This is a genomic window from Photobacterium jeanii (assembly GCF_001650345.1).
GTDB lineage: Bacteria > Pseudomonadota > Gammaproteobacteria > Enterobacterales > Vibrionaceae > Photobacterium > Photobacterium jeanii.
Genome location: NZ_LVHF01000012.1, coordinates 407,844 through 422,873, shown reverse-complemented (window position 1 = coordinate 422,873; position 15,030 = coordinate 407,844). Strand labels below are relative to the sequence as shown.

Below are 15,030 nucleotides of genomic sequence, written 5' to 3'. Positions count from 1 at the left end.
TTGGATAACTTGAGGTTTAGAACACTACTTTTACGTCTGCAGCTGTATCAACCGCGTCAGATACCGCCTGTTCGATAGTATCACGACGCGTTAGTGCAACACCTAAGCGACGACGACCATCAATTTCAGGTTTAGCGAATAGACGCACTTGAGTATGAGGACGTGCCAGTGCTGCTGTTAAGTTATCAAAACGGATGTTTTGTGAAGTACCTTCAGCAAGTACAACAGCAGAGGCTGATGGACCAAATTGGTTGATGTTGCTAATTGGTAGACCAAGGAAAGCGCGAACGTGAAGGGCAAACTCAGAGAGTTCTTGAGAGATCAGCGTTACCATGCCCGTATCGTGTGGGCGCGGTGATACTTCGCTAAATAGCACTTCATCACCTTTAATGAATAGCTCAACACCAAATAGACCGTAACCGCCTAATGCGTTCACAACCTTCTCTGCAACGTCTTGAGCGGCTTTTAGTGCCTTCTCAGACATCTGTTGTGGCTGCCATGACTCACGGTAATCACCATCTTCTTGGCGGTGACCGATAGGGGCGCAGAAATGTACTCCGTCAGAGGCGCGAACAGTAAGTAGAGTGATTTCGTAATCAAATTCAACAAAGCCTTCAACAATAACGCGACCAGCGCCAGCACGTCCGCCTTCTTGTGCGTATTGCCATGCAGACTCAATATCAGCATGGGTTTTGATCACGCTCTGACCTTTGCCTGATGAGCTCATGATTGGTTTTACAACACATGGCGTACCAATGCGCTTGATGGAAGCGACAAAGTCATCGTACTTATCTGAAAACTCGTAAGGAGAGGTTGGAATAGAAAGCTCTTCTGCAGCAAGGCGGCGAATACCTTCACGATTCATCGTTTGTTTGGTCGCATTAGCTGTTGGCACCACGTTCAAGCCTTGCGCTTCAAGCTCGACTAGCATGTCGGTAGCAATAGCTTCGATTTCAGGAACAACGTAGTGAGGTTGCTCTTGCTCAATCACTTTCTTTAGTGCTTCACCGTCTAGCATATCGATCACATGGCTGCGATGTGCCACATGCATTGCTGGCGCGTGTGGATAGCGGTCTACAGCAATCACTTCTAAGCCTAATCGTTGACATTCAATGGCAACTTCTTTGCCTAGTTCACCTGAACCAAGAAGAAGAACGCGAGTTGCATCTGGGCGAGTAGCAGAACCTAACATGGACTTTCCTTACGAGAGTGAGTATTGAACTGATGCGATCATACCTGATTTAAATGATTGCGCAAACGTTTGCGCGTGGGTTGTTTAGTGTGTGGACAAGTCTTGTTCAGCGAGAGTAAAAACGTTCCGCTTTGTTTGTAAAATGATTGTCAGAGTTACGCACTTAGGCTCGCCACTGGTTATTGGAATCGCTACAGTAACGATTATTGAAATGAAATATGTCTCTCCTAAGTCTGTAATGCCAGCTGATAGCGTTAAGTATGACGAGTGAGAGTCATCATAAAGAAATAGGTAATATTCGATGAAAAAGTGGATTGTAGGTTTGGCTCTGTGTGCAGCAGTACCATTTTCGGCTTTCGCAAGCCAAGGGCTAGGTGTTTTTGTTGGAAGTCCTATGTCGGGCATTCAATATAAGCACAACGATTTGCGCTTTTCATTGGGCATTAGCGACTTTGGCTTAGCTTTTGATAAAACTTTCAATGTTGGTTCGCTAACTAATAACAACAAGCTAGATAACGTATACACCTTTGTTGGTGCGCAGTACGTTGATAATCACAACAAAAAGTTTGGCGTACGCTCTGGCGTGGGTTTCCAATTGCCTGTTGATAGTTTTGAGCTGTACGGTGAAGTTGGTCCATCTTTGTACGTGGTTGAAAAGGTAGATTTAGATCTTGAAGCGGCACTGGGTGTACGTATTCGTTTTTAAATAATCTAAGCCATAAATAGAAACACCACCCAATAAACCGGGTGGTGTTTTGCTTTTCATGAATGGAATACAAAATCAGGACTTATAATGGACCGCCTTGGTCGAAGAGATCCCCTGAGTTTTTCCAACATTTATCAGATGGTAAACCACTTGCACCAACGGCTTCATAGGTTACCCATTTGTCATCCGCACGCCCATCGCCATCACTATCAGCATCATAATGACCTGCGTGGAAGGTCAGACTTGGGTGGTCAAATGGCGCCTGATCACAGCGAACGCGTTCATCTGTTAATGACTTCATAAAGGCAACCAGTGCTTGCTGCTCATATTCGGTCAGATCTAATGCGCGAATATCAGGGTCAAGGTTGGCTTTGTTTGGCCCGAATCCTGTGCTGTTATCAGTATCACTGCCACTGTGGTTACCGCCACGGTTATAAAACTCAACGACTTGCTCTAGCGTAGCGTAGCCACCGTTGTGGAAGTAAGGCGCAGTTAGGGCAACGTTTCGTAAGATGGATGTTTTGAACGCACCGTCAACAGCATCATTCTCTTTGTTGCTGAGTACGCGTGATTTTAGTTCATCCAACTGCTGATCTTTATCACAAGGCAGTACGTTTACAGCTAATTCTTCAAACGTACAGGGATCGACTTGGAATGGATCAGGAACGTTTTGTCCAAGCAGTATTTGCTTAAATTGGCGAGTGAACGAAAGTGGGTTGCCCCAAGGGTCTTTAGCACCTACACCCAAGTCTTCTTTTGTTGGCTTAACGCCGATGTTGTAAAAACCGTTGTCGTAGAGCGCGACACGATTATCAGCCATCACCATGCGTTCAACTAAACCTTCCTCTTCTTCTTCAGCTTGTAGGTGAGTTGCGGCTGAAGAAAATTCAGGGCCTTTATGACAATTAATACACTTACCTTTGTCGACAAAGACTTTTAGGCCGTCTTTTTGTAACTGAGATAAGGCGTTGTCATCTGCAGGAATTTCAGGGCTACAGTGGGGTGATTTACATCCTCGATACTGATCAAATGGTGTTTGATCTGAGAGTAATTCAGCTTCATAAAGCATGATTGCGATACCCCAGAACATTGAAAAGTTAAGTTCAGCTTGAGTGTGTCCACTAGCATCAGCAACGAGTGAAGGCTCGCTGGAGTTAGTATCAATACGGTACGTACCACGACCCGCCCAATATTGAGGTTGGAAAGCCATACGGATCATTCGAGCATAACTAATGGTTAACCCTTGTCCGCTTGGGTGTACTAGACCACCTAGATGACTATCGTCCGAAGCAACATCTTGGCTTGCGAGAGGACGTAAGCTCATCATACGTCGACCGACATCAGCAAATGTTCGTCCTGCACATGACATTTCAAAGTCACTTAATGTAGGGCCAACAGCTTGTGATGCAAGCGAAGCATTGCGTAAATCTAGTTCAGCCAGTTGTGGCGTTCGACCAGAAAGTACCACAATACGTGCATCTTTATTGCGAAGTCCGAATGGGTCAACGCCGTTGAAGACGTTATTACCACGCCCATCCCAGAAGTTACGGAAGTTATACGCTGCGTTAATTACGCTTGGTGTATTTCGCGGTTCAACCTTACGCGCTGGGTAGTGGGAAAGTGTTTTGAAAATATCACCACTTGGATCACCACAATATTCATCAAGGTCGCGAGGGATTGTGGTACCGAATGAACCATCAAAGGTACCCGGTGACGATGAAGTATCGTTCGTTGAGTACAAAACAGCAGAGTTACGATCGCTTGGGTCCTGAAGTTGATGGAACGGAAAGTCTTCAGGTGTCAGTGTGATGTTAGAGCGCGCAATATTTCCACTAGCAGTTACTCCGGCAGTTGCTGCTGGGGAATCTTGTGACACTGAACCACCAAAATCCAGATCAGGGTTTGGATCTCCGCTACTACTCACACGAGTTAGACCAGGGCTTAGTGAATTCGTGAAGCGGTTATCGGCACCTGCTTTAAAGTGACAACTCGCACAGGCTTGCCCATCACTACCTGTTTGCTGGTCCCAAAAAAAGGCTTTGCCGAGTTTGATTGCCCAGCTTCTGTCCTTAATGATTGAGTCTAGGTTTGGTAGTGGCGGCTTTAAGTTTGTTAGGGCGATAGGGATGAGGCTTTCAGGGTTTTCAGGTGGCTCAGCATTGAGCTCATCACTGACAGATCCATTATTTTCAATCTCAGCGATAGCGATTCCGCTTAAAGAGATAAACGCACACGCTATGGAAGTATAGAGAAACCGTTTATAAGCCGTAGGCTTGCTGTTCGATTCCATTTTCTCCTCCTGATGGAGTGTTGATATTGGTGTAGGACGTTTTGGTTGAGAGTTAAATGTAATCTAGAGTTTTTACTAAATTTGAATCATGAGTGAGAATTTGCGACGGAAAAATATGAGCTAAGGCAGCAAAAGGAAAAGTGCTTATTAAAGATTTAGAATAGAGAGCTTATTTAAGCTTTAAGCTAAAGGCTCGGATTTATATCATCATTACAGTGAATACCGAGCCTTGCAGAAACTTAAAGGATGAACGTCAATATATTGGTGACGTTACATGTATGCCTCTAAAATAATCAACATATAGCGCTTTTAGCCAAGTAGTAATCTAGATGTTTACTACTGACTTTCTTGTTTGACGAGTTTACGGCGAAATAGTGTGATTCCACCGAGAATCGAAAGGAATAAAGCCAATGTCTGAGGTTCAGGCACAGACACAGTCCCATCTAGATAAAAACCTGGGTTCGCATCATCGTAAAGGTGAAGCCCTGGACCTGTAGGTGAGAGAGTCAAGGTGACATCTAAAACACCGTAGTCGTAGAAATCACCAACATCAAAACCAAGGGCTAGTCCTGTAGAAAAGAAACTAGGTAATGCAATTGAATCAAATAGTGTTAAATCAAAAGGTAAATTGTTTGCTAAATCTAGTCCTTCCGCAACTTCCCATGACGAGGCGGTAGTACCTGAATATGGGTCAGCCATATCGTCACTCACATCCCAGTCAAACTCATCATCAAAAATTGCAGCATCAAGTAGGGTTACGATCTGAGCATCTTCGATGGTTGCACCTGTTTTATTAATAACTTTCCAATTCAACGTACCGTAATTGTCGGCATCTAAAGTCGCTGTAAAGCTTGTTGTGAAGTCAGGTGTAAAAGTTGAGAAACCAATATTATCAATATCAAACGAATCGTCCTGATAAATGCTTGTTCCGTCAGACAAGAAGCCACTAAAGGCATACAAGTCAATATATTGAGCATTAGTAACTTGAGAGAACAGTAGTGTAGAGCTTAAAGCGAGAGATGAAAGAATAGTTTTGGGTGTCGAGCAAGTCATGATGTAGCCTCCATTCACATTTACATATTCAATAAAGCAAATATGAAGCCACATTAATAAAGTTATTATTTTTTAGAATGTTAGTTATTAGTAAGCATGAAGCGATGGTCTGAGTTGTAAAAAAAACGGACACTTTTCTGGTGGGGGAATTGGTAGAGGTTTGTAAATAAAGCGTTCTTTGATTTTATAAGTTTTATCGTTAACAGGACATACAGTTGTGTGTTTACAGTCTCAATAAGAAATGTCGTTTTAATTAAGCAGCACAGTCGGAGAAATAGACGTTAATCACGATAAAAAATGCCCAAGCGTAGACAATCGGCTTGGGCATAATGAAAGATTGGTGATGTTTAGATATTAATTGGTTTGCATTAACCGGTTGCCTTCGGTTTGCGGTTTTCCCACTGAGTGATGAAGGCCACAGAAGCGATGATGATTGCGGCACCCAACCATAGGCGACCTGGCGGTACCCAGCCAAACACTAACCAACCAGCCAACACATTAAGTGGTAGCTTAGCGTGATCAAACGGTTGTACGAACGAGGCGTCAGCCACAGCGTAAGCTTTGGCAATTGCCCATTGTGCTAGTGCGGTTAATAAGCCAGCGCCAATTAATAGTAACCAAGCTTCGCTTGAACTTGGAACCATAAAATCAGGCACGGCTAATAAAATATTAAATGGGGTAATTAGCAGCAGAAGGTAAACAACCATGGTTGTTGGTGAGTCATGCTTAGAGAGCTTTTTCACCATTAGCGAGTAACTAGCCCAGAAGAAAGCAGCGCCAACAGGTAAGAGTGTTGCCCATGTGAAGTTATCACTCCAAGGCTCAAGAATGATCATTGCCCCAACGAAGCCCGCTAGGGTTGCGAACCAACGTGCTGCGCCGACACGCTCTTTAAGCAATAAACCTGAACCAACGGTAGCAAAGAGTGGCGATGTCATTAGCAGCGCGATACCTTGCCAAATAGGTACAGGGTAGGCGAGCGCCCATAGCCAGAGCTGAATACCAATTACAGAGAGGAAAACACGAAAACAGTGTTGACCAAAATGCTTAGTTTGCAGAGCTTGGCGAAGACCAAGGTTTTTTAGCCAAGGTAGCATCGCAATCAGCGCAATGAAGTACTGAATGAAGGCAACCGTGGTTGAAGGAAAATGAAGATTGACGCTTAACACTTGCGCAAGGCTGTTAACGATAGCGAAAGCTAATCCAGCGGTAAGCATCCAGCTGGCACCTTGCAGCGGATTGTGGTGTTGTGACATGGGTTAACAATTTGATAGAAATAGTTGTGCCATCATACTCTGAGTTATTTGTGATACCAATGAAAGATAAGCACAAATTTGAATGAGTTTTGTTCGCACACTACTGTAAGGCGTAAAACAAAAAAGGCGGTAATACGCATATCACCACCTTTCAGTTAACTTGCTAGCTCAAGCGATAGCAATATTATAAAGCGCTGTAAGTCAGAGGGATATCTGGGTTAAGTGCTTCTAATGTATTTTGAGTATCAGCTAGGTGTGTAATGTTGCTGCTTTTCTCAACCAATGCCGCTTCAGCGATGCGATCTAGCGTGTAGCCTGCAACGTTCATGCTGATAAGTGCCACTTGTAGTGGTGGAAGGCTAGGGTTGAATGCCGCATTCTCTGCGTACATACCAAAGAAGATTTCACCATCATCCGCTTTTAACGCTACACCACTGAAGTTTTTAGTGTAAGGCGCATGAGCACGGTTAGCAGCATGGCAAGCGGCTGCAACTAGGCTGTCGCTCTCATCAATGGCTAAACCATGGTTTACTTCTGTTAGAAGGGCATCGGTAATACCAAGATCACTCGGACCGAATGACTCAGGTAAATATTGTTGAAGTGTTTTTTCTTCACGCTCAGGTAGTTGGATCTTCATGGTTTTCGCTGAGCTTAATTCGTTCATGAATTGGCGACAGTGTCCACAAGGGCTGTAGTTAACAGTAACATCTTTGATGCCTGTTTCGCCTTTGATCCATGCGTGGCTGATAGCGCATTGTTCAGCGTGAACCGTTTGAGAAAGTGCTGCGCCAACAAATTCCATATTGCCACCAAAGTACAGACGACCAGACTCACCACGAGCGATTGCACCGACACAGAAATTTGAAAGGGGAGAAACTGAGTAAGTAGCAGCCAAAGGCAGAAGAGCAACACGTAATTCACTATCTGTCATGTGAGTCTGGTTAAGCAATTGCTCAAACTGCTCAGCACTGATAGTGGCATCAAATTTTTCATCTTCAAGCAGAGGCTTGATAGCTGTTGCAAGATCCGCTGGTAAAGTACCTAAAGCATCCATAACTTTAGTGTGCATGAGGATTTCTCCGTCTTGTGTATGGAGAAATATTGTAGACAGCTCAAATCTTTCTTAAAGTGATCTTGATCACATTTAACTTTAATTCGTTTCACTCCTTACATAACTGGGAGTGCGCTCACACAAATAACGTATTGCGGTAGTCATATTTTTCAATGAGATAGCAATGTATACGATTACCAGCACAGTTGTATGTTTTTAATATTGATTGGTTTAATGTTGGGCGAGAGGTGAGTGTGAATAAGAAAATAACCGCATTTACGTTAAGAGATTGAGGGGGAAAGCGTAAATGCGGTTAGAGAATAGATGAAGTTAGGCTTGGAAAATAGCAACCAATACAGGAAAAACAACAGGTGCTAACACGGCAGTCATCACACCGCAGATCACTAAAGCTAATGAACTAAATGCGCCTTCCTGATAGTTCTCTTCAGCGGCTTTAGCTGTGCCAAGGGCGTGCGAGACTGTTCCCATCGTTAATCCACGCGCAATTGGGTGCTCAATACCTGCCAATTTGAACAATGGGTAGCCTAAGACAGCACCAAATAAACCCGCAATGATAACCATGATGGCTGCAATCGCGGGAACGCCGCCAATTTGCTCAGACACGGCCATAGCGATAGGTGTGGTTACAGATTTAGGTAAGATACTCGCAACCAACTGGATGTCCGCCCCAAAGGCAAAGGCAATACCTGCACCAGTAAGCATCGAAAGCAAACTACCGATAAAGCAAACTGTAAGGATAGTTTTCCATTTTTCACGAATTTGGGATAGTTGCTCGTAGAGCGGAAAAGCTAATGCAACAACGGCTGGTTCAAGCAGGGCATTGAGCCAATAGTTTTGTTCGAAGTAAGTCTCATAAGGTACTTTGAGCCACATGAGCAAAGGAATGATAACAAGCAAACAAATAAGAAGAGGGTTAACTATCGGGTGCTGAAAGCGTTTTGATAACAAGCGAGCTAAATAAAAGACTACTAAGGTGGTAACTAACCAAATCACTGCTATTTCTCCTTATGGTGCGCGGCAACACCAATAACAAGGAAGACCACTAAGCTGCTGCCAATAGTGCTAAGAAGAATTGGCAGGCTGTTGGCGCTAATTAATGAAAGGTGGTCCATTAAGCCAACACCAACGGGGACGAACAGCAATGCCATGTAGCGAATTAAGATATGACAACCTGATTGAACCCAGTTTGCACGGATCAAACCGGCAGAAAGCAATCCAAAAAGTAGAAGCATGCCGATAATGCTACCAGGGATAGGAAGACCAAGAAGGGATTGTGAACTTTTACCTAAGAAGAGGCAGATCAGAATAATGCTAAAAGCGCGTAGGTAACTCATGCCAAGGTGCTGCGTTGTTCAAGTTGGATTCATCATACAAAATAAATGTGAGCTACACCACACTTATTTTGTATGATGAATAGTGTTGGTTCTAGCTATATTGTTGTGAATTAGGTGACACTGTAACTCACGGGTATTACAGCATCATGATATCGGTTAATAAATACAGAGCAGCACCAGCACCCGCAATAATGACGATGACGACTTTCCCCAAAATACTGAGGCTGTCTTTTGGCTCAGGACCAACATTGTTTGATAGTGGTTGTGCTTTTAATTGCTTCAATGGCGTTGCTTTGGGCTGTTTAAAGTTATGAATTAAACGACAAGTTTTGTTGGGAAGAGGGACTCGATAGCCATAGCCACTCAAACTTTCGATTTCTATTGCAGCATGGTTCTGATAGATCAGCTTTTCGTTTAGTGAAAACACTAAGCCGTGTAAGTCAAAGTGACTATTGTGCTGGCTATCACCTGAATCAATTTGGATGAAGGTCTTGTTATACAGTGCAGTGGTACAAACCACTTCTCCCGCGTAGTAGCACAACGCTTCCAGCAATCGCGATTCATGCACTGTAAGTAGGCTTTCAGAGCCATCTTTCCATACCAGAGTACGAAGATCTGGCTCGAAATCAACATCAGGAAATCGATAACATCGGGTAAGGGCTTTCGTCGTCATAGCTACCACTTTCTGCTAATCGGTCTTATCTGCTGGTATAAAACCAACCTGATAGATTAAAAAGAATTGGTTTAAGTGTTGTAGCCCTTCGGGATTAGTTCAACTTTTTATATTGGAAAACTGTCTTATAAAAAAACACCCTGCTGTGAAGCGCAACAGGGTGTTGATGTTTAGTACACTTATTTGGTTTCTTAAGAACAGCTTACGCTTATGTTAGTTGGCTAACGTACGCGTATACTTTCTTGAGGATAGCCATTTTGTTTTCATCGTCTTGGTGTTCTACCGCGACTAGATCTAGGTTTTCAGCCCAAGCTGGTAAGTGTTGCTCAAAGTAATCTTGGCAATGATGCTTCCAAATGCTTTGTTCTTGCTGTGTCAGCGTCATCGGGAAATTACGTGCGCGATAGCGGAATAACAAAGGCTTGATGCGATCATCACCGACTTGCGGCTCGAAGTTGGCAAGTTCAGCTGGGTCCATCTCGCGAATAATATCCATCGTGGCGCGATCTGCAGGAGTAAAGAAGCCACTGTATAGCTTTCTATCTACGTTGTCGTCGTCTTCAAACTCACGCTCAACACTGAAAATAGCATCTAACTTTTCACGTACTTCAGGGTGTTCTTTTAGCAGTTTGAGGTGCTTGAGGCATTGCTCACGATCGATACCTAAACGATCTGCATCCTCGGCTTTTAGGGTTTTTGCTGGCGCCAGGACAGGGCACTTATTAAGGTGAACTAGCTTAACCGGTACTGGAAGCTCACCTTCAGGTAAATCACTGTGTTTGGTATACAGACGTTCGCGTAGTGTATCAGCGTCTAACTCAATTAACGGCGTTGGATCTTTGGCTAAGTTTACCGTGATCACTGCATTCTTATTTGTTGGATGCCACTGCATTGGCACAATCCAACTGGTATTGCCACATTCAGTACCAAACATGCCTGATACATGTACCAGAGGAGTCAGGTTACTGATATCAACAAGATCTTGGAGTTTACGTTTATTACGTAGATCGAATAGGTAGTTGAACAACTTCGGTTGGTTTTGCTTGAGCAATTTAGCCAGCTCGATGGTGGCATATACGTCAGCCATCGCATCGTGAGCGTTGGTATGTTCAATCCCGTTTGCAACGGAAAGGTGCTCAAGCTTAAAGCTTGGAAAACCGTCGTCGTTGGTTGGCCAGTTTAAGCCGTCTGGTCGTAATGCGTAGCAGGTACGCATGATATCCAGTAAATCCCAACGCGAGTTGCCGTTTTTCCAGCTCCAAGCATAAGGGTCGAAGAAGTTACGATACAAAGTGTAGCGGCTAACTTCATCATCAAAACGGACGTTGTTGTAACCAACGACACAAGTATTCGGAACGGATAGTTCGTCGTGAATACGCGTAATGAACTCATGCTCAGGTAAACCTTTCTCCATCGCTTCTTGCGGAGTAATACCTGTAATTAAACAGGCCTCTGGAGAAGGTAGGTAATCGCTAGGTGGCTTACAGTAGATAACAAGAGGCTCACCGATCACATTGAAATCCATGTCGGTGCGGATTGCCGCAAACTGCGATGGGCGATCTAACGCTGGGTTGGCGCCGAAAGTTTCATAATCCAGCCACAGAAAAGTTGGCTGATGACTATTGTTGCTCATTGATTTTCCCTACAGGGATGAATTACTTAACTATGAGCATAGTACCAAACAATCGCATGTCAGCTACAGTGTTAATCTTTAGTGAGGTGTAAGAAAAGTGTGATAGTTATGAATTTGTTTGTTGGTTGAGCTGGCAGGGGAATAAGATAAAAAAAGGGCGCCATATAGGCACCCTTTAGGAATTTTTTAATTCTGATTAATCAGAAATTAAACGCGCTCAACGTTAGCAGCTTGAGGACCTTTTTGACCTTGCTCGATGTCAAAAGTCACTTTTTGGCCTTCAGCTAGAGATTTGAAGCCTTCACCAGTGATTGCACGGAAGTGTACGAATACGTCTGCACCGCCGTTGTCTTGAGTGATGAAACCAAAACCTTTCTCGTCGTTAAACCACTTAACTGTACCAGTTGCTTTAGACATAGTATGTCTCCTGAAAAATAATTTTTAAAACGCAAAATTGCGCACTTAAGCCGACATAATGAATTACTTATGGACAAAAGAATGAAGCTCTTCAGGACGGTAGCTTAAGTTTAAGCGGTAGAACGAAGGGTCTTTCAATACTTGCATTTGCATAAATAGGACTGCATTACAGGCCGAGAGCTATTAAGCCACAGGGGAGTGCGTTGGGCAAGACAATATTTTATTATTTTAAACAAAAGGGAATAAAATGTGACATATAGCTCAATAATACAGCGAAAAAGCCATTCTATTTAATAACTTATAGTGGTGTTAACTTATTTTTTATTCGCAATACTGTTAATAGTAGTCAGTAAAGACGATAACTAAAGGCCAGAAAAAGGAAAAACACGGTCGTTTTTATCATTGAAGTGCAATGTCGCTGCTGAAGAGATATTGAAATTATTGCTTTTTTGAGCACTTGATTAGCAAAATGATGCTTTGTTTGTTGTTTTTTATTTCGAGCGATTAAATCTCAAATGAAAGTCGTATTTTATAAGTATAAAGCTACGAAAGAGTGTGATTTGGGCTGGTTGCAATAAATCTTTGAAGTTGTGCATAAAACTTCAGCTTAACAATGTGAAGTTTTTTTAACCAAAATAACAAAAGGGCTGCGTAAGGCAGCCCTTTGTATTGGTTGAACAGTATTAATTATACTTTTTCAACGTTTGCAGCTTGTAGACCTTTTGGACCTTGCTCTGTTTCGTACGCTACTTTTTGACCTTCAGCTAGCGTTTTGAATCCGTCGCCAGTGATAGCACGGAAATGAACGAATACGTCAGCACCGCCGTTATCCTGAGTGATAAAACCAAAACCTTTCTCTTCGTTAAACCACTTAACGGTACCTGTTGCTTTAGACATGTTGTCTCCTGATTCCTTACTTCAACAAAATGCTAATAATTACTATCACAACCATGATGACTAAGACCTGATTCCTTCAGACAACATACCAGAGCGATGTATCAAAGAAGTGTTGCAGTTAGTTAGTGCCATAATCGTAAAAATTACTAGTCATGAAAAGACTAGGCAGAATAGAGCAAAAAGCAAATATTTTGGGCGTTAAAATGTGGATGATTTCACATCATTTCTTATTAAATTCAAGGATCTTTGAAGTGAAAACAGTTTGTCATGAACCAAAATTAAAATATGGCGACAGTTGAGTATGCTATCAACTAGGTTGGTGAAATATAAAGCATTAAGTTGCCGCTTGCTTGAGCTTACTGGCTAGTTTCTGATATAACCATTGGCAGCAAGGGTTTAGTAGATTCATATTAAGGACACATAATGAACAATATCATCGAACTCGTTCGTCAAGCTCGCCGTAAAAACAAGCTTAAACGCGAAATCCTAGACAACGATCGTAAGATCCGCGACAACCGTAAGCGTGTTGAGTTACTAGAGAACCTAATGGAATACATTCGTCCTGGTATGAGCCATGACGAAATTGTTGAAATCGTTGAGAACATGAAAGGCGATTATGAAGACCGCGTTGATGATCACATCATCATCAGTGCTGAGCTTTCTAAAGAACGTCGTGAAGTGAGCAAAGCAGTTAAAGAACTGAAACGCGCAGAGATTGCTGCTCACAAAGAATAATGACGAAAGTACGTTATTTATAACGTAGTAACAGTCATCATAAGCCTGATAGAAATATCAGGCTTTTTTTTGTGCTTAGTAACAGACAAGATGAAAATTTAACCGTTATTAAGAATAAATATTTAGTCGAATTATCAAATGGCTAATGACGTTTTTCGTCGCTGAATACGTATTGATGACATATTTTTGATATTCGTCTCGTTTTTATCTGCTAGAATCCGCATCACAGGATATGAGAGCTAGGATAAATATCAGATTTATCTTAGCTCTTTTGTAATAAAAGCAAGACACTTAGACGCCTTATCAAAGCATACTGCTGCTATATAATGATTGATAATCTTATAGCAGGTAAATCTCTTGCTAAATGTCAGTACTACCTTCAGAGGAACATTTCTTGAAACATTGGCTTGGCCTTGCACTGTCAGCAACAGCAGTGCTATCTAGCGCTTCATATGCACAAACTGAGCAACCAACACTAGGTGAGCAAACCTCCAGTGTTGAATCGTTGCGTGAACATCGTGAAGCAGAGAAAAATTGGGGGATTGCCGCTGTTATTAGACAAGCCAGTATTCCATATTCTCAAGGAGCCGGCGTCGATGATTCATCAGTAGCGACTTTTGTCCCTATGATGTTTTACAAAGGGGATAACTTCTATATCAATGGCACCGAGACTGGGTATCGTCTTTATACAAAAGATCAATTTTCAGTTGGCGCAGTGCTTCGCATGCACTTTATTGATATTCCTGCGGCATATCAAAACCAAATCGGTGGTGATACTGGCATGGGAGGTTTGCAGTTTAGGTATCAGTGGGATGAAAACGTGTATGGCTTTGCTGAGGTCGTGACTGACCCTGAAGCGCATATGCAAGCAAACCTGCAAGTTGGTGCAAAGTATGAGCTCGGTGATTGGTATTTGCATCCATCAGCAACTTTGATCAATAAAACGGATGATTACAACAGCCACTACTATGGTATCAATCGTGAAAAGCTTGAAAGCGGAACTGATATCAAAGTGGGTAGCAAAGTTCGTTATCATGTTGCATCAAACTTTTACTTACTCGGTGGTGCGTATGTCACCCGTTTTGATAAAGCGGTTCGACAGTCACAAACAGTGAATGATGATTGGCATACTGAGTTCTATGCAGGCTTTGGTTTCTTTAATGACGCATCGAAGCCACGCCGTTCTTCAATTGATACTAAACCCTATTTAAGAGTGGCACATGGTTGGGCGACACCGTCTGATATGGGAGAGATCTTAACGGGAAATACTGTTAAAGATAAATATAACAACCAGTTATCATCAGTATTTTATGGTCACCCATTAACGGATGAGTTATTTGGTATTCCATTAGATATTTATTTAACACCGGGTTTGGTAACGCACTGGCAGTCAGAGGTGCAGGACTTCTCAACTGAGCTTGTGATGGCGATTAAAGCCTATTACACCGTTAATTGGCCTGTGAAGTGGCGTTTTGGTGTTGCGGAAGGTTTGTCTTACGTGAATAGCATCACGTACATCGAAGGTTCTGAAATGGAGCGTAAGGGTTACGAGCCAAGTAAGTTACTTAACTACATTGATTTGTCGTTAGATGTGAATATCGGTGATTTGGTGAATGTACCAAAACTGGACAATGTATGGTTGGGTTACAGTATGCACCACCGTTCAGCGATCTTTGAATCTGCTTCGCAGTTTGGTCGAATCAAAGGCGGCAGTAACTACAATACGGTTTACTTGCAGTTTGACTTTTAAGCTAACTTCCCGAGTTAACAGC

14 protein-coding genes are annotated in these 15,030 nt (G+C 42.7%); 3 read left to right on the top strand and 11 right to left on the bottom strand.

What is annotated here, in order from left to right:
* Nucleotides 1–16: 16 nt before the first annotated feature.
* Nucleotides 17–1,192, bottom strand: coding sequence for a formate-dependent phosphoribosylglycinamide formyltransferase (gene purT / locus A3K86_RS03265; RefSeq protein ID WP_068327618.1), 1,176 nt, complete (start codon nt 1,190–1,192; stop codon nt 17–19).
* Nucleotides 1,193–1,493: 301 nt separating this feature from the next.
* Between purT and A3K86_RS03260 the strand changes: the two genes are divergently transcribed.
* Nucleotides 1,494–1,898 (top strand): hypothetical protein, encoded by a 405-nt coding sequence (locus A3K86_RS03260; RefSeq protein WP_068327617.1) that lies wholly within the window; start codon nt 1,494–1,496, stop codon nt 1,896–1,898.
* Nucleotides 1,899–1,980: 82 nt separating this feature from the next.
* On the opposite strand, the gene A3K86_RS03255 is transcribed toward A3K86_RS03260, so the two are convergent.
* The 10 genes from A3K86_RS03255 to cspE (A3K86_RS03210) form a co-directional block, all read right to left on the bottom strand.
* On the bottom strand, nt 1,981–4,188 hold the full coding sequence (locus A3K86_RS03255) for a cytochrome-c peroxidase (RefSeq protein ID WP_068327616.1): 2,208 nt from the start codon (nt 4,186–4,188) through the stop codon (nt 1,981–1,983).
* Between the two features lie 336 nt (nt 4,189–4,524).
* Nucleotides 4,525–5,241: a PEP-CTERM sorting domain-containing protein gene (locus tag A3K86_RS03250; RefSeq protein WP_068327614.1), complete on the bottom strand. Its 717-nt coding sequence runs from the start codon at nt 5,239–5,241 to the stop codon at nt 4,525–4,527.
* A 368-nt stretch (nt 5,242–5,609) separates the two neighbouring features.
* A complete protein-coding gene (locus A3K86_RS03245) occupies nt 5,610–6,497 on the bottom strand; it encodes a DMT family transporter (protein WP_068327611.1) in 888 nt (295 codons plus the stop codon).
* Between the two features lie 184 nt (nt 6,498–6,681).
* Nucleotides 6,682–7,566: a cytidine deaminase gene (gene cdd / locus A3K86_RS03240; protein ID WP_068327608.1), complete on the bottom strand. Its 885-nt coding sequence runs from the start codon at nt 7,564–7,566 to the stop codon at nt 6,682–6,684.
* 312 nt (nt 7,567–7,878) lie between these two features.
* Entirely contained in the window at nt 7,879–8,562 is a 684-nt protein-coding gene (locus tag A3K86_RS03235; protein ID WP_068327606.1) for a CidB/LrgB family autolysis modulator, read from the bottom strand.
* Nucleotides 8,563–8,564: 2 nt separating this feature from the next.
* Complete coding sequence (locus tag A3K86_RS03230) at nt 8,565–8,903, bottom strand: CidA/LrgA family protein (protein WP_068327603.1); 339 nt, start codon at nt 8,901–8,903, stop codon at nt 8,565–8,567.
* 136 nt (nt 8,904–9,039) lie between these two features.
* Nucleotides 9,040–9,576, bottom strand: coding sequence for a response regulator transcription factor (locus tag A3K86_RS03225; RefSeq protein WP_068327600.1), 537 nt, complete (start codon nt 9,574–9,576; stop codon nt 9,040–9,042).
* 208 nt (nt 9,577–9,784) lie between these two features.
* A complete protein-coding gene (sbcB, locus tag A3K86_RS03220; RefSeq protein WP_068327598.1) occupies nt 9,785–11,209 on the bottom strand; it encodes an exodeoxyribonuclease I in 1,425 nt (474 codons plus the stop codon).
* A 207-nt stretch (nt 11,210–11,416) separates the two neighbouring features.
* A complete protein-coding gene (gene cspE, locus A3K86_RS03215; protein WP_068327595.1) occupies nt 11,417–11,626 on the bottom strand; it encodes a transcription antiterminator/RNA stability regulator CspE in 210 nt (69 codons plus the stop codon).
* A 687-nt stretch (nt 11,627–12,313) separates the two neighbouring features.
* Nucleotides 12,314–12,523 carry a transcription antiterminator/RNA stability regulator CspE gene (cspE, locus tag A3K86_RS03210; protein WP_068327593.1) on the bottom strand — a complete coding sequence of 70 codons (210 nt, stop codon included), beginning with the start codon at nt 12,521–12,523 and terminating at the stop codon, nt 12,314–12,316.
* A gap of 423 nt (nt 12,524–12,946) precedes the next feature.
* On the opposite strand from cspE (A3K86_RS03210), the gene A3K86_RS03205 reads away from it, so the two are divergent.
* On the top strand, nt 12,947–13,258 hold the full coding sequence (locus A3K86_RS03205) for a DUF496 family protein (protein ID WP_068327590.1): 312 nt from the start codon (nt 12,947–12,949) through the stop codon (nt 13,256–13,258).
* 394 nt (nt 13,259–13,652) lie between these two features.
* Nucleotides 13,653–15,008, top strand: coding sequence for a MipA/OmpV family protein (locus A3K86_RS03200; RefSeq protein WP_232321898.1), 1,356 nt, complete (start codon nt 13,653–13,655; stop codon nt 15,006–15,008).
* The last annotated feature ends 22 nt before the right edge of the window (nt 15,009–15,030 follow it).

Bases quoted from the DNA above. Each gene is read 5' to 3' on its own strand.
- purT (WP_068327618.1), bottom strand. From the start codon at position 1,192: ATGTTAGGTTCTGCTACTCGCCCAGATGCAACTCGCGTTCTTCTTCTT.
- A3K86_RS03260 (WP_068327617.1), top strand. From the start codon at position 1,494: ATGAAAAAGTGGATTGTAGGTTTGGCTCTGTGTGCAGCAGTACCATTT.
- A3K86_RS03255 (WP_068327616.1), bottom strand. From the start codon at position 4,188: ATGGAATCGAACAGCAAGCCTACGGCTTATAAACGGTTTCTCTATACT.
- A3K86_RS03250 (WP_068327614.1), bottom strand. From the start codon at position 5,241: ATGACTTGCTCGACACCCAAAACTATTCTTTCATCTCTCGCTTTAAGC.
- A3K86_RS03245 (WP_068327611.1), bottom strand. From the start codon at position 6,497: ATGTCACAACACCACAATCCGCTGCAAGGTGCCAGCTGGATGCTTACC.
- cdd (WP_068327608.1), bottom strand. From the start codon at position 7,566: ATGCACACTAAAGTTATGGATGCTTTAGGTACTTTACCAGCGGATCTT.
- A3K86_RS03230 (WP_068327603.1), bottom strand. From the start codon at position 8,903: ATGAGTTACCTACGCGCTTTTAGCATTATTCTGATCTGCCTCTTCTTA.
- A3K86_RS03225 (WP_068327600.1), bottom strand. From the start codon at position 9,576: ATGACGACGAAAGCCCTTACCCGATGTTATCGATTTCCTGATGTTGAT.
- sbcB (WP_068327598.1), bottom strand. From the start codon at position 11,209: ATGAGCAACAATAGTCATCAGCCAACTTTTCTGTGGCTGGATTATGAA.
- cspE (WP_068327595.1), bottom strand. From the start codon at position 11,626: ATGTCTAAAGCAACTGGTACAGTTAAGTGGTTTAACGACGAGAAAGGT.
- cspE (WP_068327593.1), bottom strand. From the start codon at position 12,523: ATGTCTAAAGCAACAGGTACCGTTAAGTGGTTTAACGAAGAGAAAGGT.
- A3K86_RS03205 (WP_068327590.1), top strand. From the start codon at position 12,947: ATGAACAATATCATCGAACTCGTTCGTCAAGCTCGCCGTAAAAACAAG.